The sequence below is a fragment of the Paenibacillus sp. FSL W8-0186 genome (assembly GCF_037969765.1).
Classification (GTDB): domain Bacteria; phylum Bacillota; class Bacilli; order Paenibacillales; family Paenibacillaceae; genus Fontibacillus; species Fontibacillus woosongensis.
In genome coordinates, this window is sequence record NZ_CP150207.1 from 147,443 (window position 1) to 163,481 (window position 16,039).

16 protein-coding genes and 8 tRNA genes are annotated in these 16,039 nt (G+C 52.0%); 22 read left to right on the forward strand and 2 right to left on the reverse strand.

Annotation, left to right across the window (positions count from 1 at the left end):
- The first annotated feature begins 38 nt into the window (after window positions 1-38).
- The 14 genes from MKX50_RS00690 (at window position 39) to MKX50_RS00755 (ending at window position 6,790) form a co-directional block, all read left to right on the forward strand.
- Window positions 39-130 (forward strand) — tRNA-Ser (locus MKX50_RS00690).
- Window positions 131-152: 22 nt separating this feature from the next.
- Window positions 153-229: transfer RNA gene (locus tag MKX50_RS00695), tRNA-Met, on the forward strand.
- A gap of 8 nt (window positions 230-237) precedes the next feature.
- A tRNA-Val gene (locus tag MKX50_RS00700) sits at window positions 238-313 on the forward strand.
- A gap of 20 nt (window positions 314-333) precedes the next feature.
- Window positions 334-409, forward strand: a tRNA-Thr gene (locus MKX50_RS00705).
- A gap of 23 nt (window positions 410-432) precedes the next feature.
- Window positions 433-509, forward strand: a tRNA-Asp gene (locus MKX50_RS00710).
- Window positions 510-628: 119 nt separating this feature from the next.
- Window positions 629-701, forward strand: a tRNA-Phe gene (locus MKX50_RS00715).
- Window positions 702-745: 44 nt separating this feature from the next.
- Window positions 746-831, forward strand: a tRNA-Tyr gene (locus tag MKX50_RS00720).
- A 4-nt stretch (window positions 832-835) separates the two neighbouring features.
- A tRNA-Lys gene (locus tag MKX50_RS00725) sits at window positions 836-908 on the forward strand.
- Between the two features lie 148 nt (window positions 909-1,056).
- The gene (locus MKX50_RS00730; protein ID WP_213594824.1) at window positions 1,057-2,169 is read left to right on the forward strand and encodes a helix-turn-helix domain-containing protein; all 1,113 of its coding nucleotides are present in this window, start codon (window positions 1,057-1,059) and stop codon (window positions 2,167-2,169) included.
- Between the two features lie 122 nt (window positions 2,170-2,291).
- Window positions 2,292-3,410 (forward strand): sn-glycerol-3-phosphate ABC transporter ATP-binding protein UgpC, encoded by a 1,119-nt coding sequence (gene ugpC, locus MKX50_RS00735; RefSeq protein ID WP_213594822.1) that lies wholly within the window; start codon window positions 2,292-2,294, stop codon window positions 3,408-3,410.
- A 199-nt stretch (window positions 3,411-3,609) separates the two neighbouring features.
- Window positions 3,610-4,551 (forward strand): HPr(Ser) kinase/phosphatase, encoded by a 942-nt coding sequence (gene hprK, locus MKX50_RS00740; RefSeq protein ID WP_213594820.1) that lies wholly within the window; start codon window positions 3,610-3,612, stop codon window positions 4,549-4,551.
- Window positions 4,552-4,562: 11 nt separating this feature from the next.
- Window positions 4,563-5,606: a prolipoprotein diacylglyceryl transferase gene (lgt, locus tag MKX50_RS00745; protein ID WP_339159953.1), complete on the forward strand. Its 1,044-nt coding sequence runs from the start codon at window positions 4,563-4,565 to the stop codon at window positions 5,604-5,606.
- A 6-nt stretch (window positions 5,607-5,612) separates the two neighbouring features.
- Window positions 5,613-6,266, forward strand: a complete 654-nt coding sequence (gene ppaX / locus MKX50_RS00750) for a pyrophosphatase PpaX (protein ID WP_339158121.1) — start codon at window positions 5,613-5,615, stop codon at window positions 6,264-6,266.
- The gene (locus MKX50_RS00755; RefSeq protein WP_339158122.1) at window positions 6,263-6,790 is read left to right on the forward strand and encodes an acyltransferase; all 528 of its coding nucleotides are present in this window, start codon (window positions 6,263-6,265) and stop codon (window positions 6,788-6,790) included. The genes ppaX and MKX50_RS00755 overlap by 4 nt, the downstream gene beginning before the upstream one ends.
- 65 nt (window positions 6,791-6,855) lie before the next feature.
- Here the strand turns inward: MKX50_RS00755 and MKX50_RS00760 are convergent, their stop codons facing one another.
- Both MKX50_RS00760 and MKX50_RS00765 read right to left on the reverse strand, forming a co-directional pair.
- Window positions 6,856-8,271 (reverse strand): DUF4179 domain-containing protein, encoded by a 1,416-nt coding sequence (locus tag MKX50_RS00760; RefSeq protein WP_339158123.1) that lies wholly within the window; start codon window positions 8,269-8,271, stop codon window positions 6,856-6,858.
- Window positions 8,255-8,785 carry a sigma-70 family RNA polymerase sigma factor gene (locus MKX50_RS00765; RefSeq protein WP_244996873.1) on the reverse strand — a complete coding sequence of 177 codons (531 nt, stop codon included), beginning with the start codon at window positions 8,783-8,785 and terminating at the stop codon, window positions 8,255-8,257. Before MKX50_RS00765 ends, MKX50_RS00760 begins: the two co-directional genes overlap by 17 nt.
- Window positions 8,786-9,108: 323 nt before the next feature.
- Between MKX50_RS00765 and MKX50_RS00770 the strand changes: the two genes are divergently transcribed.
- From MKX50_RS00770 to hisIE, 8 genes are all read left to right on the forward strand, one after another.
- Window positions 9,109-10,311, forward strand: coding sequence for an ATP phosphoribosyltransferase regulatory subunit (locus MKX50_RS00770; RefSeq protein ID WP_339158124.1), 1,203 nt, complete (start codon window positions 9,109-9,111; stop codon window positions 10,309-10,311).
- 32 nt (window positions 10,312-10,343) lie between these two features.
- Window positions 10,344-10,985, forward strand: coding sequence for an ATP phosphoribosyltransferase (hisG, locus tag MKX50_RS00775; protein ID WP_339158125.1), 642 nt, complete (start codon window positions 10,344-10,346; stop codon window positions 10,983-10,985).
- A 66-nt stretch (window positions 10,986-11,051) separates the two neighbouring features.
- Window positions 11,052-12,365: a histidinol dehydrogenase gene (gene hisD / locus MKX50_RS00780; protein WP_213594807.1), complete on the forward strand. Its 1,314-nt coding sequence runs from the start codon at window positions 11,052-11,054 to the stop codon at window positions 12,363-12,365.
- Complete coding sequence (gene hisB / locus MKX50_RS00785; RefSeq protein WP_339158126.1) at window positions 12,349-12,960, forward strand: imidazoleglycerol-phosphate dehydratase HisB; 612 nt, start codon at window positions 12,349-12,351, stop codon at window positions 12,958-12,960. Before hisD ends, hisB begins: the two co-directional genes overlap by 17 nt.
- A 2-nt stretch (window positions 12,961-12,962) precedes the next feature.
- Window positions 12,963-13,589: an imidazole glycerol phosphate synthase subunit HisH gene (hisH, locus tag MKX50_RS00790; RefSeq protein ID WP_339158127.1), complete on the forward strand. Its 627-nt coding sequence runs from the start codon at window positions 12,963-12,965 to the stop codon at window positions 13,587-13,589.
- 135 nt (window positions 13,590-13,724) lie between these two features.
- On the forward strand, window positions 13,725-14,459 hold the full coding sequence (gene hisA, locus MKX50_RS00795) for a 1-(5-phosphoribosyl)-5-[(5-phosphoribosylamino)methylideneamino]imidazole-4-carboxamide isomerase (protein WP_213594794.1): 735 nt from the start codon (window positions 13,725-13,727) through the stop codon (window positions 14,457-14,459).
- A gap of 108 nt (window positions 14,460-14,567) precedes the next feature.
- On the forward strand, window positions 14,568-15,326 hold the full coding sequence (gene hisF / locus MKX50_RS00800; RefSeq protein ID WP_155612469.1) for an imidazole glycerol phosphate synthase subunit HisF: 759 nt from the start codon (window positions 14,568-14,570) through the stop codon (window positions 15,324-15,326).
- The gene (gene hisIE, locus MKX50_RS00805) at window positions 15,323-16,027 is read left to right on the forward strand and encodes a bifunctional phosphoribosyl-AMP cyclohydrolase/phosphoribosyl-ATP diphosphatase HisIE (protein WP_339158129.1); all 705 of its coding nucleotides are present in this window, start codon (window positions 15,323-15,325) and stop codon (window positions 16,025-16,027) included. Before hisF ends, hisIE begins: the two co-directional genes overlap by 4 nt.
- Window positions 16,028-16,039 lie beyond the last annotated feature (12 nt).

Here is a 16,039-nt window from a genome sequence, read left to right on the forward strand (position 1 = left end):
CCAGTTTTCAAGGATTAACTTCCTTGAATTTATGGCTTGGAGAGGTACCCAAGTGGCTATAAGGGGACCCTCTGCTAAGGGGTTAGACTGCGTAAGCGGTGCGAGGGTTCGAATCCCTCCCTCTCCGCCATTTTGTACAAGTATATATGTTTGGCGGCGTAGCTCAGCTGGCTAGAGCGTACGGTTCATACCCGTGAGGTCGGGGGTTCGATCCCCTCCGCCGCTACCATAATTTCTGGAGGCTTAGCTCAGCTGGGAGAGCATCTGCCTTACAAGCAGAGGGTCAGCGGTTCGATCCCGTTAGCCTCCACCATATTTATCTAAATCACCTATGCCGGTGTAGCTCAATTGGTAGAGCAACTGACTTGTAATCAGTAGGTTGGGGGTTCAAGTCCTCTCGCCGGCACCATTTTTTCTTGGAGCTGTTATTGCGGAGCCGTGGTGTAGAGGCCTAACATGCCTGCCTGTCACGCAGGAGACCGCGGGTTCGAATCCCGTCGGCTCCGCCATTACTTCCTTCAATAAGGGATGAGAGCCCGTCAAGGGTTGGCAGAATCAAAATAGTGTTTCCACAAAAGTGGGAAAGTTATATACTTAACCGCTTTATTTTTTTGACCAAATTTAATATGGCTCGGTAGCTCAGTCGGTAGAGCAGAGGACTGAAAATCCTCGTGTCGGCGGTTCGATTCCGTCCCGAGCCACTTTTATGCTCTCTCAGGCAACGCCCTGATCTAGCATGAAACCTGGAGGCTTAGCGAAGTGGCCAAACGCAGCAGACTGTAAATCTGTTCTCGTACGAGTTCGGTGGTTCGAATCCATCAGCCTCCACCAGTACGAGCCATTAGCTCAGTTGGTAGAGCACCTGACTTTTAATCAGGGTGTCGAAGGTTCGAGTCCTTCATGGCTCATCCTAAAAGTCGTCAATCTTAGATTGACGGCTTTTTTGTTGTTGTACGCATTTTTACGAGCGAGGCAAATTTTATTTTATTCCGGGGAACATGATACAATATGGACTATAGTCAATAAAAAACGGGGATTGTCCGGAAAGGCCATCTTATGGAGATCAACTTACTCAAGAAACAGCTTGAACTCATAGTTAAGGCTTCTGTCCATTTGTCCAACATGGAAATGCAGGAGTGGGAAAGATTGACGAATGATCATAAATCCAAAGGAGCGGGGATCGCTCGCTCTGTGGTGCTGAAGGATCGCTCACTGTGGTTGGGGGGCGTTGATCAGCAAACGGTTCAAGTGCTTGAAGCGGATACGTCCAAACTGTCGGAAGCGGAAGTAAAGCTGATTGAGCTTTTAATGGCAGCTGTCGTAGGGGAAGCATCGTTGCCGGCAGCAGGAGCGAAGAAGGATGACGAGCATCGAAGCCGTCAGTTGGGCGCATGGATTCAAGAGCAGTTAGAGCAGGGCGAAGATAAGGCGAATGCCCCTGAGTCGTTAACTTTAACAACCAAGATGGATGGGGTAATGATTCCTTTTTTGCTAGGCTGGGAAACTCATTCGGTTACAGATATTTCGTATGCGAAGTTAAATAAACTGCTGCGCAGTTATTTTGGCGGGGATATCGTACTGCTGCCGCTTAAGGAAGAGTGGTATGTGCTTGTGGGCGAGAAATTATTAGCCGATCTTCGTGACGAGAGCGATGAAGGTTTGGATACGGAGAGGGATATGCTTGGTGCACTCAGTCAAGGCATGTATGAGCTCGTAGCCAATGAATGGGGCGGAGGCGGATTCCATTTGGCGGTAGGCGATCCGATTGCACCAGAGCAGGCGTTGGTCTCGACAGCGCTGCTGCTCCGGGAGACATTGACGCTAGGCCGGCTGTTCCATGTCACGGAACAAATTCATCTGTCCTGGGAGCTGCGTCTGGAACGCCTCGTCTACAGCATCCCGGATGCCCAGCGGCAAAGATTCATTGAAGATACCGGAAGCCAGATCAGCTTGATGCAGGATGAAGAGATTTTATCCACGCTGGATACCTTTTTTCAATTGGATTGCAACGTCAGCGAGACTGCCAAGCGATTATATATTCATCGCAATACACTGCTGTACCGGCTGGATAAGTTCAAGCAGGAGACTGGCCTTGATGTGCGCAGATTCCATGATGCGGTCATAGTCAAGCTGGGGATGCTATTGTATAAAGTGACAAATAGGGAATAGGTTTTTTGTGCATTTTGTGGATAGCGCTTTATTGCCCAGGTAGGTTAATATAAAGATACGAAATGAATCCGATTACATTTGGATTAATCTATAATACTAATTTAATTCTAGGAGGCAGACTCATGGCAGGCGTACGCTTAGAACACATTTTTAAGAAATACCCAGGTGCTGACAAGGCAACCGTTATCGACGTTAATCTAGACATTGCAGATAAAGAATTCCTCGTATTGGTTGGACCATCCGGTTGCGGTAAATCTACAACTCTTCGGATGATTGCTGGTCTGGAGGAAATCACTGAAGGTAAATTGTACATCGGCGACCGCGTCGTTAACGACGTAGCTCCTAAAGACCGCGACATCGCGATGGTTTTCCAATCCTACGCTTTGTATCCGCATATGAACGTGTATCAAAACATGGCATTCGGTCTTAAGCTTCGCAAAGTGAAAAAAGAAGAAATCGACCAACGTGTACGCGAGGCAGCAAGAATTCTCGATATCGAGCACTTGCTTGACCGCAAACCGAAGGCTCTCTCCGGTGGTCAGCGTCAACGGGTTGCCTTGGGACGCGCAATTGTCCGCGATCCGCAAGTCTTCCTCATGGACGAACCGCTTTCCAACTTGGATGCTAAGCTCCGCGGTCAAATGCGTGCGGAAATTACGAAGCTCGTTAAACGTCTTGAAACGACTTGTATTTATGTAACGCATGACCAAACAGAGGCTATGACGATGGGTGACCGTATCGTTGTTATGCAGGACGGTATCATTCAACAAGCGGCTTCTCCTGAAGAGCTGTACAACCAACCAACGAATATTTTCGTTGCTGGGTTTATCGGTTCCCCTACAATGAACTTCATCAACGGTAAAATTGTAGAGCAAAACGGTGCTGTATACTTCCAATCCGATTCACTCAAAGTTGAAGTACCTCAAGGTAAAGCTGTTACCCTGAAGGAAAAAGGATATGTAGGCGGCAAGGAAGTTATCATGGGCGTACGTCCTGAAGATATTCATGAAGAGCCAATCTTCCTGGAAGGCTCCCCAAATACTGTATTTACAGCAAGCGTAGACGTTACTGAGAACCTGGGTCACGAAATGCTCTTGTACTTGAGCAGCAACTCTCCGCTGATTGCTCGCGTAGATGGACGTTCCAACACTCGTGAAGGCGACAATGTGAAGCTTGCCATCGATATGAACAAAATTCATATCTTCGATAAAGAAACTGAGCAAAACGTATTTTTTAGCTAATCTTAGCTAGATGACAAAACCGCCCTACGGGGCGGTTTTTGGCTTATAAATTGCTGGCAATTGATTTACGTCGTATTTTCCTTTACGATGAATACAATGAAATGAATGTAGTTGCTGCTAATTTCTATTTTACATATCGCAGGCTGCTCTCTGCCATAGGGGTCAAATGCGGAAGAGTGGCTTGGAGAAGGAGAACACCATGGCTAAAAAAGTAAAAGTATCAGAATTGGTCAACCAGTTCGGACTTGAGGTTGTGTCGGGAGAACAAGGGTTGAAACGGATCATTACCGTCGATGACTTATACCGTCCTGGCCTGGAAATGGCCGGTTATTTCGAGTACCATCCGCCAGAGCGGGTACAGATTTTAGGGAAGACAGAGTTGGCATTCTTCGAGATGCTGCCGTCTAAAGAGCGGCGTGATCGCATGGAGCGTCTATGCTCCAGCGATGATACCCCTTGTATTATCGTGACGAGATCATGGGAGGTCCCGCAAGAGCTGATCGACATCAGCTCGGTCAAGAATATTCCCGTCCTGCGGAGCAGCATGGCTACAACGATTTTGTCCAGCCGCATTACGAGCTTCTTGGAGAAGAAGCTTGCTCCTACGGCAACCATTCATGGCGTCCTTGTCGACGTGTATGGGGTAGGTATGCTTATTACCGGCTCCAGCGGCATAGGTAAAAGCGAGACCGCGCTGGAGCTCGTTAAGCGCGGACACCGTCTTATCGCCGACGATGCCGTAGAAATTCGTCAGACTTCCGATTTTCAGCTGCATGGAACCGCGCCAGAGCTGATTCGCCATTTGCTTGAAATTCGGGGCGTCGGCATCATCAACGTCATGACGCTGTTTGGCGCAGGAGCTATTCGCAACAATAAGCGGATTTCCCTCGTTGTTCGACTCGAGGCCTGGCAGCAAGAGAAGCAATATGACAGACTAGGGCTCGATGAAGAAACGACGCGAATCATTGACACCGATGTACCGCTCGCTACGATTCCGGTTCGGCCTGGACGGAACCTGGCTGTCATCATTGAAGTGGCAGCGATGAACTTCCGCCTGAAGCGAATGGGATATAACGCGGCATTGCAGTTTACGACAAAGCTCACCGAGACGATTGCCGAAGATATTGACGATTTGGACTAGGAGCGTGAATGATGGGCACTTTGTTATTGGATCCAATAGCTTTTTCTATCGGAAGTATCGCTGTACGCTGGTACGGATTAATTCTCGGAACGGGCGCTTTGGTTGGTTTGCTTCTGGCCATTCGAGAGGGGAAGCGTTTTGCTATTCCGCAAGAGTTCTTTATGGACCTATTGCTGTTAGGCGTTCCCTCAGCCATTATTGGGGCCAGAATTTACTTTGTTGCTTTTACATGGGATCAATACAAAAATAACTTATGGGACATCTTCAAAATTTGGGAAGGCGGCATAGCGATATACGGCGCGCTTATTGGCGCGATTATATGCGCGGTCATTATGGTGCGCAGACGGGGCTATAATTTCTGGCGTATTGCCGATATTTGCGCGCCTTCGCTGATCGCTGGCCAAATGATCGGCCGCTGGGGGAACTTCGTGAACCAGGAAGCCTATGGTGGTCCTACGACTGAAGCTTTTTTGAGGGATTACCTGCATTTGCCGTCTTTCATCGTAAACCAGATGAACGTGGAGGGCGTGTTCCATCATCCGACGTTCCTCTATGAATCGCTATGGAATCTGGTTGGCTTGCTGCTGTTGTTCGTGCTTCGGAGACAGAAATTCCTGCGGGCAGGAGAGTTGTTTTTTTCCTATTTTATATGGTATTCCATCGGCCGATTCTTTATCGAAGCGCTGCGTACGGACAGTCTGGCGTTTCAAGGGCCGGCGTGGCTGGCATCTTTCGTAGACGGACTCTGGTTTCCGATGGTTTGGCTTGGATTCGAGCAGGGGTATTTGGATCCTAACTATGGCAATGTACGCATATCCCAGCTGTTGGCTTTGCTTATTATCGTTATTGCAATTATCCTTATCATCGTTCGCCGCAGAACAGTCACTAATTTGCCGCGGTACAGCGATCCGATCATTTCTACTAAAAATCAGGAGATCGAGAGTGGCCCAAGCGCCAGCGCCGCTGTCCTAAGCAGAAAGGCTGTAGATACAGACAAGGCAAATGAAGCGGATACTCCTGCGCCAGAACAAGATGAGGAATCGAAAAAGGAGTAGCTCAATTTGAATATAGACACCGTGTTATTCGATTTAGACGGAACGATTGTAGATACCAACGAATTGATTATTGCGTCGTTCCAGCACGTATTGGACAAGCATAAACAGCCCCGTACCCGGGAGCAGATCATACCTTATATGGGAATGACGCTGGAGCAGCAGTTTCAGGCTTTTTCAGGCTGGGAGGATGTTGCGGAACTTGTGACCGATTACCGCTCGTTTAACACCATGCACCACGATACGATGGTCAAAGGATTTCCGCATGTCGGTGAAGTCGTCTCCACCTTGAAAGAGAAAGGAATGAAGCTTGGAATCGTGACGACCAAGATCAGGCCTTCGACGATGCGCGTATTGGAGATGTTTGATTTGCTGAAATATATGGACGCGATTGTAACCGTTCAGGATGTCACACATCCCAAGCCGCATCCAGAGCCGGTGCTGACAGCAATACAGCAGCTCAATGCCGATCCGAAGCGCACCCTGATGGTGGGAGACAGCCCTGCGGACATTAAGTCGGCTCAGGCTGCCGGAGCGCTCTCCGCAGCAGTGGCTTGGTCCCTTAAAGGGGCGGAGGAGCTGAAGAAGTACAATCCGGACTATATCCTGGAGGATATGCTTGATTTATACGGAATTTTAGGATGGGAGCTTGTGAAGAAGTGAGGAGAGTGCAGCGTTATCCAGTAGAAGGGCCAAATGCGCTGTGGCAGTTATACCGAACGGTAAGTCCGTGGAAGGGTGTCAAAAACTTCATTTTCATCCAATTGGCCAGGTATTGCCCGGTGCTGTCGCTGAAAAACTGGATTTATCGCCGCATTCTCGGCATGAAGGTCGGGGAGCATACCGCTTTTGGCCTCATGGTGATGGTGGACGTCTTCTTTCCCGAGCTGATTACAATTGGACGAAACTCGGTCATCGGCTACAATTCGACGATTCTGGCTCATGAATATTTGATCAAGGAATATCGTCTGGGCGAGGTTCATATTGGAAATGAAGTCATGATTGGCGCAAACACGACGATCCTTCCCGGAGTTACGATTGGAGACGGGGCCGTCGTCGCCGCAGGATCAGTTGTGCATAAAGACGTAGCCCCGGGAGCATTCGTTGGCGGCAATCCGCTTCGCGTCATTGAGCGGAAAACGCCGGAACGAACAGGCCTTGAGGCTGACGCAGCAAACGAACAATAAAAAGAGGATCGCCTAAAGGCGATCCTTTTTTGTTAGCGGTGAGGTCTTATTTTCAAAAACCGTGGTTACGGCTGCTTGGCAGGATTGTTTCCGGTGAGAAGCGGAATTTCAAAAGGCTGGTTGATATCTGTTCCGGGATAGGACAGAAGCTTAAAGGTTAACGGCTGGATATAATTTCCCGGCTTTATTTTATAGTGAAACGTTTCGAAGGCCTCATCGGATCGATAGTAGCTTGACCGCCCCACCATTAGTGTATGCTTCTTCCCGTCTCCATCCGTGAATTCCTCATCTAAGTCGAAGTATAGAGCTCTTCGGTCGGAAATGTGATCCAGTTCAAAGTAGATGTCTATAAATTCTTCGGTTGGAACCACGCGGGTAAGCCGAACGGAATCATTCGGAGCAGAGACAATTTTTTGTTTCTCCGTATCGAGCACAAGCTTTAAATCTTTCCCAAGAGCTTCTTCTATTCCAGATGCACCAAATGATAGGTCCTGCCACTTGGCATAATACAGGCTGTCAAATTGGATAAGAAGTTCATTTGGCCTGGCATTCGTTGTAGACATTTGCATAGGAAGGGATTTTCGTGAGCCCTCCTGAGTTATCCATAGAACAGGATCGATCAGACTCTGATATAAATTCTCCTTGGCGGATTCAATTCGGAGATAGACCCTTGTAGTCAATGGATTCAAAATAGCATCCGTAATCGTAAAAGAATATGGTCCAACCGTTGCTGAACGGTTAACCTCGATTTTGTGCTCCAATCCGGCATATTTACTGGAATCCAGCTGAATAGGAAACTCCATGAGTTCATGGGCTTCATCCGACGCTTGCGGATGACCCCATTTTGCGGAGAAACTGAATTGAGCAGGCACATTATGATTAGGAAAAGAAACCGTAAATTTATCATGCTGCACGTTAGATGGAGTCCCCGGCTTAGCATCAGAGGATGGATAATCAACCATAACGCCTAGGCCATTCCCTTGGGCGTCCAGAAACTTGGCGTCCCGGGCAAAAATGGGGGCATTCCCTAGTAAATTAACCGCTGTATAGAATACAACCATCTCGGTACGGTCAGCAAGAACCCCGTCAATCGTAACTTGGTAATTGCCCTGCGTGATCGTTTCATTTATGGGTTGGTATAGACCATGGAGGGCTGCATCCTTAAGCTTGGGCGTCATGCTGTTGTATACGAAACTTGGGATGTCTGAGCGGGACGCATGAAAGGCAGAACGGCCCAAGTTGTCCGATGTCCACATCTGCCAGCCGCCGAACAGCAAGAGGCAGCAGGCAAGCAGCGCGCCCGTAAGCTTCCAAGGGAAATGATGAGCGAAGCGTTTATAGCGAGAATGGCCTGATGAGATCCCGGCAAGCAATGCCTGGTCTAATTTTTCTTCATAGATTTGCTCCGCAGCGGCATCGTGGGATTTATAATAATCCGTCAGCAGTTTTACCTCTCGATGAAAATCAAACTTCCCCGGCATATCCTTCGCCTCCTTTTCTTATATGTTCCCGTACTTGCTTTAATCCTTGATGCAGCCAGGTCTTCACCGTGCCTTCCGGCCGCTGGAGAACCCGTGAGATTTCGGTCAGAGTCATATCCTGATAATACTTAAGCATCAGTACGTCGCGATACTTGGGCTTCAGACGCTCAAGCGCCAGTTCAAGATCCAGTTTATAAACGCTGATCATTTCTGTTTTCTCCTGGGCTGCCTCGGCAGGATGCGGCCATGTTCTTTTGCGGTATTTTAATTCATCATGACAACAGTTGATCAGAATGCGGATAAGCCATGGCACAAAGGCATCAGGATCCCGCAGCTTCCGGCATTTGATCCAGGCGCGGCAGACCGCTTCTTGGACTGCATCCAACGCATCGGCCTCATTTTTTAAATAGCTGTGGGCGATGCCGAATAATTTTCTTTTCTGGGAAGACACCAGCATGTAGAAGGCGTCTTCATCTCCGAGGCATGCGGCTGCCGCCCATTCTTTTTCTTGCACTTTCCGGCTCCTTTCTGTGTGTGGCTGGCTGTTCGTTCGTGCCTGAAGCCTGGCGGTAAATGAGCAGGCCATTACATTTATATAGTTAAGACGCTGGTGAGCCGCAAACGGTTTTATCCGATTCCCTGTCAAATAGGCGCAGGTATGTTAAAGTTGTAATAGCTGGTATTTTTGCTGTCACATGCAGCCATTTAGCTGTGCGTTGACGATTCGGAAGCAAGTATGATAAAATATGCCATACCCTTTAATTTGGTAGTATGGTAGCACTTTAATATGATAAAGCAAATGACATTATATAGTTAATCTACTGAGAGGTGAAAGTCTTGTCTAAACCGAAAGGATTTGAAAAACCCGCTGGTGTGCGCGATTACCTGCCTTTTGCTGTAGAGAAGCTGCGGGCTATCGAGCGCAGCGTACTGGATTGCATGTCAAGTTGGGGTTACCGTCAAATCATGACGCCAACGCTGGAATATTACGATACGGTCGGCGTAGCGAGTTCAACGTCCGATCAGAAGCTGTTCAAACTGCTGAACAGCCGGGGGACGACGATGGTGCTTCGTTCAGACATGCCTGCTCCGATTGCGCGGGTGGTCTCTTCATTATTAAGGGAGGAGCCTTTGCCGCTTAGATTATCTTACCATGCGAACGTGTTCCGGGCGATCGAGGAGGAAGCGGGGAAGGAAGCGGAGTTCTTCCAGACAGGCGTGGAGCTCGTCGGGGACGACTCCCCGGAGGCGGATGCCGAGGTGGTTGCCCTGGCGGTATCTTCGCTGCAGGCGGCAGGCGTTACAACGTTTAAGATCGCTTTGGGTCATGTCGGCTTCCTGAACGGATTGCTCGAGGATGCGATTCCCGATAGCGAGGAAGTTAGGGACACGCTGAAGGAAGTACTCATGCACCGCGATTACGTGGGATACCGCGAGACGCTGGCAAGGCTGTCCTTGACCGATGCGCAGAAAAATGAGCTGGAAGGCGTTCTTAAGCTGCGTGGAGGAAAGGAAATATGCCATCAGGCTCTTGAACTGAGCAGCAATCCACTAGCCCAGGCCTCGATAGAGCATCTTGGCCAAGTATGGGATGCACTTGAGGATTATGGCGTTGCCCAGCATGTGATGATCGATTTGACGATGATCGGCGATTTCTCGTATTACACGGGAATGACCTTTGAAGGATACGCGGCGGAGCTGGGCTTCCCAGTCTGCAGCGGGGGGCGCTATGACAACTTGCTACAGCAGTTTGGCCGGCCGGCTCCAGCAACGGGGTTCTCCTTGAAAACCAATCGGATACTGGATGGCGTGGACGGCATGCAGGTGGAGCGTGAGCTCCCGATCCTGCTGCAATATGATGCAGTGAACCGCAAGCTTGCTTTTGCTGAGGCGGCCCGTCTTCGGGCGGAAGGGCGCAGCGTAGTGATGAAGCATACCGACAGACCGGAGGACCTATTATCTGAGACCGTGGCCAGAAACATGCGCAGCGGCCCGCTAGGCCCGGCATACGGCGAGATTCTCAGCTTCGTCAGTTTCTGACCTACACCAGTTAAGAAGGGAGGGCTTTGGCTTTGGGAGAGATCATTAAGGTAGCAATGCCCAAGGGGCGTATATATAAACAGGCGGCGGCTATGTTCCGCGAAGCGGGATTATATATTCCGAACGATGTGGATGAGTCGCGCAAGCTAGTTATTCCTTTGCCGGAGATCGGCATGGAATTTATTATGGCCAAACCGGTGGACGTGCCGACTTATGTGGAGTACGGGGTAGCTGATATCGGCATCGTGGGCAAGGATGTGCTACTGGAAGAGAACCGCGATGTGTATGAACTGCTTGATTTGGGAATTGCCCGCTGCCGCATGTCGGTTATCGCACTGCCCGAATGGAAGCCCGGCATTCATCAGCGCGTAGCGACGAAGTACCCGAATGTCGCTTCACAGTATTTCCGCGAGCAGGGGCAGCAGGTCGAGGTCATCAAGCTGAACGGCTCCATCGAGCTGGCGCCGTTGATCGGCCTCGCAGACCGCATCGTCGATATGGTAGAAACCGGCCGGACGTTAAGGGAAAACGGTCTTGTGGAGATGGAAAGTCTTTTTGAAATCACAAGCCGTCTGGTGGCGAACCGGGTGAGCTACCGCATGAAGAACAGTGAAATCCAGGCGGTATGCGACGCTCTAAACCGGGTGATTCAAGGCTCAGGCATCGAGAGCTAGGAACGGAACAGGAAGAAAAAACGCAGGAACGGAAAGAACATAGCCAGTGATGGGGGGCAATCAGGGATGAGAATAGTATCGGCGGGACAATTTCAGCTGAAGCGGGAGGTAGACTACGGTTCGCCAGAACAGAATGCAGCCGTCAAGACGATCGTAAGCGCTGTAAAAAATGAAGGGGACGCCGCGCTTCTTAAATATACGGAGCAGCTCGATGGCATGAAGCTGTCGCCGGAAACGCTGCGAGTGACGGAGGAGGAAATGCGGGCCGCTTATGATAAGGTCGAACCCTCCTTTGTAGCGGCGATATCGGCTGCGGCCGCGAATATCCGCGCCTACCACGCCAGGCAGAAGCGCAATTCCTGGATGGACTTGCAGCCTGACGGCAGCATGCTGGGTCAGATCATTCGCCCGCTTAAGCGAGTTGGCGTATACGTACCCGGCGGTAAAGCCTCTTATCCCTCCTCGGTGCTGATGAATGTCATCCCAGCCCAGGTGGCAGGCGTCCCGGAGATCGTTATGGTGACGCCGCCAGCGACGAGCGGGAAGGAAGGAATCGACCCGTATATCCTTGTGGCTGCTGCGGAAGCCGGCGTGAATGAAATTTACCGGGTCGGCGGTGCGCAGGCTATCGCCGCTCTTGCTTACGGCACGGAGACTATCGCGCCTGTCGATAAAATCTGCGGACCGGGCAATATCTATGTCGCTTTGGCGAAGCGGGAAGTGTATGGAGCGGTCGACATCGACAGCATCGCGGGGCCAAGTGAAATCGCCGTGCTGGCGGATGACAGTGCTGACCCGGCCTACGTTGCTGCCGATCTGCTGTCGCAGGCCGAGCATGATGAGATGGCATCGGCTATTCTCGTCACGACCTCGGAGGCCTTCGCCAAAGCATGTCAGGAGGAAGTTCAGCGCCAGCTGGCGGTTCTGCCTCGGCGTGACATTGCCGCGGCCTCGATCGAGAAGTATGGCGTCATACTTCTTGTCGATTCCATTGAAGAAGGAATCGGCGTGATTAACCAATTGGCGCCGGAGCACTTCGAGCTGATGGTAGAAGAGCCGATAGCATACCTCGGCCTGGTTGAGAACGCCGGGGCGATCTTCCTCGGACCATACAGCTCAGAGCCAGTGGGAGATTATTTCGCGGGTCCGAATCATATTATCCCGACGAATGGAACCGCACGTTATTCCTCCCCGGTCGATGTGGATGATTTCATCAAAAAATCAAGCCTGATTTATTATAGCAAGGAAGCATTGCTTAAGAACGGCGAGACGATTATGGAACTAGCGCGCCGCGAAGGTCTCGAAGGCCATGCGCGGGCGATCGAAATACGGATGCGTAAAGAAGGAAAGGCAGGGAATGTTGATGACAACGAATTATGAAGAGGCAAGAGAGCGGAGCGCAAGCGTTAGCCGCAAGACGAACGAGACGGATATTAAATTGAGCTTCTCCGTGGACGGCAGCGGACAGTCCAATCTACAGACAGATGTGCCGTTTCTCGATCATATGCTGGACCTGTTTACGAAGCATGGGCATTTTGATCTGACGGTGGAAGCGCACGGCGATATCGAAATCGACGATCATCATACCGTCGAGGATATCGGTATTTGCCTGGGGCAATGTCTACGGGAGGCGCTGGGGGATAAGAGAGGCATCAAGCGTTATGCGAGCGTCTTTGTGCCGATGGATGAAGCTCTTGCCCAAGTGGTGATCGATTGCAGCAACCGCCCGCATTTCGAGTATCGTGCGGAGTATCCATCGGGCCGGGTGGGCAGCTTCGATGTTGAACTGGTGCATGAGTTTTTGTGGAAGCTGGCTTTGGAGGCGCGCATTACACTGCATGTTATTGTCCATTACGGACAGAACACACACCATATGATCGAAGCTGTGTTCAAGGCACTCGGACGTGCCATCGATGAAGCTACAAGCATTGATCCGCGCGTTAGCGGCGTTCCGTCAACGAAGGGAGTGCTCTAACTTTGGCCATTGCCATCGTTGATTACGGAATGGGCAATTTGCACAGCGTCAGCAAAGCCGTCGAGCGCCTTGGCTACGAGGGGCTCATCACCAGCGACGCTGCGGCGATCCTCGGTGCCGATGGCGTGCTGCTGCCAGGCGTGGGCGCCTTCGGCGACGCCATGGCGCATCTGCGCGGCACCGGGCTTGACGCCGTCGTGCGGCAGGCTGCCGCCGGCGGCACACCGCTGCTCGGCATCTGCCTCGGCATGCAGCTGCTCTTCGGCGAGAGCGAAGAGCATGGGCGCAACGAGGGCCTCGGCATTTTGCCGGGCAGGGCGGTGCGCTTTGTGGGCGGCGACTACAAAGTGCCGCACATGGGCTGGAACCGGCTGGCGTTCCTGCAGCCGGACAACCCGCTGCTTGCGGGGCTGGAGGAGGGGCATGTGTACTTCGTCCACTCCTACCATGTCGAGCCGCAAGCGAAGAGCGATTTGATCGCCGTGACCGACTACGGTCATCCGGTGACGGCGATCGTAGGCCGTGACAATGTATACGGCATGCAGTTCCACCCTGAGAAGAGCGGGGAGCTGGGCATGTCGCTGCTGCGCAACTTCCTGGCCTTGGCAGAGGCGAAAGGCAGCGCGTAGGAGAAGCAGCGGTTTTAGGCTGCGGCGGCATGCATTTTCTGTCCAGAATGAAAAAGGCAGCAAGCAAAAGATAGCGTGAAATCGAAATCACTTTTTCAGATTGAGGAAAAGTATAGAGCGGAGGAACGAGGGGTTATGTCTTCATTTATCATTTACCCGGCGATTGATATCCGGGGAGGCAAGTGTGTTCGCCTGGTCCAGGGCGATTATGGACGTGAAACGGTATACAACGATAATCCGGTAGAGGTCGCCAAGTCGTGGGAAGCGCAGGGCGGCACGTTCATTCACCTCGTCGATTTGGACGGAGCGAAGGCAGGCCATCCGGTAAACGATGAGCTGATCGGGGAAATCGCCCGCAGCGTCCAGGTTCCAGTACAAGTAGGCGGCGGCCTGCGGACGCTGGAGGATGTGAAGCGCCTATTGTCGCTGGGCGTCAGCCGGGTTATTCTCGGGACGGCGGCCATCGAGGATCGCCAGTTTACAGAATCCGTGCTTGGCACCTACGGCGATAAAGTTGCTATCGGCATCGATGCGCGCAACGGCTTCGTTGCTACGCGCGGCTGGCTGGAGACCTCCGAGGTTCAGGCGGAGGTACTCGCCAAGGAGCTGGCGGCCAAGGGGGCGGAGACCTTTATTTTTACGGACATTTCCCGCGACGGGATGATGCAGGGGCCGAACGTGGAGGCCATTGTCGCTTTGGCGAAGGCTTCGGGACGCACGGTTATCGCCTCAGGCGGCGTAACAGTTCAGGATGACCTCCTTAAGCTTGCGGCACATGCCCAAGAGGGCGTAGGCGGCGCGATCGTCGGCAAGGCGCTGTACACCGGCAGCATCGACCTCGCAGCAGCAATTAAGGCGATCCAAGGCTAGGGTTAGGCGGTTAGGATCAACAAGATCAAGGGCCCTCAAAGGGGCGCTTGAAGCAGAATGCGGCAGCTTAAGGCCGAAGGAAACTATTCGAGGAAGGATTGATCCATCATGCTCGCAAAACGAATTATTCCCTGCCTTGACGTGAAGGACGGGCGGGTCGTAAAAGGCGTAAATTTTGTAAACCTGCGGGATGCAGGGGATCCGGTCGAGCTCGCGGCGCTGTATGACCGGGAAGGCGCGGATGAGTTAGTCTTCTTGGACATCTCCGCTTCGAACGAAGGGCGGGCGACGATGGTTGAAGTCGTGAAGCAGACCGCCGGAGAGATTTCCATTCCTTTCACCGTAGGCGGAGGCATTTCCCAGGTGGAGGATATGAAGCGGATTCTGCGTGCGGGTGCGGACAAAATCGGCATTAATACCGCAGCCGTGCTGAATCCCGATCTGATCTCTGATGGAGCGAAGCGCTTCGGCTCCCAATGTATCGTTGTCGCGATCGACGCGAAATATAACGAGGAGCTGAAGGATTGGGAGGTCTACACCCACGGCGGACGGAAGGCGACGGGAATGAGTGCGGTCCAGTGGGCGCTGGAGGCCGAGTCGAGAGGCGCGGGCGAAATTCTGCTGACGAGCATGGACGCTGACGGTACCAAGGATGGCTTCGACCTGTCCTTGACGAAGGCGATCAGCCGTGCGGCAGGCATTCCGGTCATTGCTTCCGGCGGCGCGGGCAAAGTGTCCCATTTCTATGACGTGTTTACCGAAGGAGAGGCGGATGCTGCCTTGGCCGCAACGATTTTTCATTATAAAGAGATTGCGATCCCGGATTTGAAAAAGGATCTGATATCCAGAGGAGTGGAAATACGATGACTCAGCAACTTAAGCAGCAGCTTCCGCTGAATCAGCTGGAAGAGGCCATTCAATGGGACGAGAGCGGCCTTGTGCCGGCCATCGTGCAGGACGCCGCCTCCAAGGAAGTGCTGATGCTGGCCTACATGAACCGGGATTCCCTGAAGAAGTCTCTGGAGACCGGGCAGACCTGGTTCTGGAGCCGCTCGCGCGCCGAGCTGTGGAACAAGGGGGCTACCTCGGGCAATACGCAGCAAATTATGTCCCTTCGCTATGATTGCGACGGCGATACCTTGCTCGTTGAGGTGCACCGTCAGGGCCCGGCTTGTCATACCGGGGAGGACAGCTGCTTTTATCGCACGGCTGCTGCAGCTGAGGATCAGGCTGCAGGGGCCGGCGATGCGAATAGCGGCACGGCAAGCGGCCGATTCGCCGTTCTGGCCGAGCTCGAGCAGCTGATTGCCGAGCGGTACAAGGAGCGTCCTGAAGGGGCGTATACGACCTATCTTTTTGATAAAGGGATCGATAAAATCCTGAAAAAAGTGGGCGAAGAGACTGCGGAATCGATCATCGCCGCCAAAAACGGGGATAATGACGAGCTGCGTTACGAGGTCAGCGATTTAATCTATCATTTGCTTGTACTGCTGCGCGAGCGGAATCTGCCGCTTGATGATATTATGCAGGAGCTGGAGCGGCGTCATGAACGTCCGCGCCGGGATTAATAAGGCGCAAGC

What these genes read in the sequence shown, in the direction of transcription:
- MKX50_RS00730 (WP_213594824.1), top strand. Translation starts at nt 1,057, where the DNA reads ATGGAGATCAACTTACTCAAGAAACAGCTTGAACTCATAGTTAAGGCT.
- ugpC (WP_213594822.1), top strand. Translation starts at nt 2,292, where the DNA reads ATGGCAGGCGTACGCTTAGAACACATTTTTAAGAAATACCCAGGTGCT.
- hprK (WP_213594820.1), top strand. Translation starts at nt 3,610, where the DNA reads ATGGCTAAAAAAGTAAAAGTATCAGAATTGGTCAACCAGTTCGGACTT.
- lgt (WP_339159953.1), top strand. Translation starts at nt 4,563, where the DNA reads ATGGGCACTTTGTTATTGGATCCAATAGCTTTTTCTATCGGAAGTATC.
- MKX50_RS00760 (WP_339158123.1), bottom strand. Translation starts at nt 8,271, where the DNA reads ATGCCGGGGAAGTTTGATTTTCATCGAGAGGTAAAACTGCTGACGGAT.
- hisD (WP_213594807.1), top strand. Translation starts at nt 11,052, where the DNA reads ATGAGAATAGTATCGGCGGGACAATTTCAGCTGAAGCGGGAGGTAGAC.
- hisB (WP_339158126.1), top strand. Translation starts at nt 12,349, where the DNA reads ATGACAACGAATTATGAAGAGGCAAGAGAGCGGAGCGCAAGCGTTAGC.
- hisA (WP_213594794.1), top strand. Translation starts at nt 13,725, where the DNA reads ATGTCTTCATTTATCATTTACCCGGCGATTGATATCCGGGGAGGCAAG.
- hisF (WP_155612469.1), top strand. Translation starts at nt 14,568, where the DNA reads ATGCTCGCAAAACGAATTATTCCCTGCCTTGACGTGAAGGACGGGCGG.
- hisIE (WP_339158129.1), top strand. Translation starts at nt 15,323, where the DNA reads ATGACTCAGCAACTTAAGCAGCAGCTTCCGCTGAATCAGCTGGAAGAG.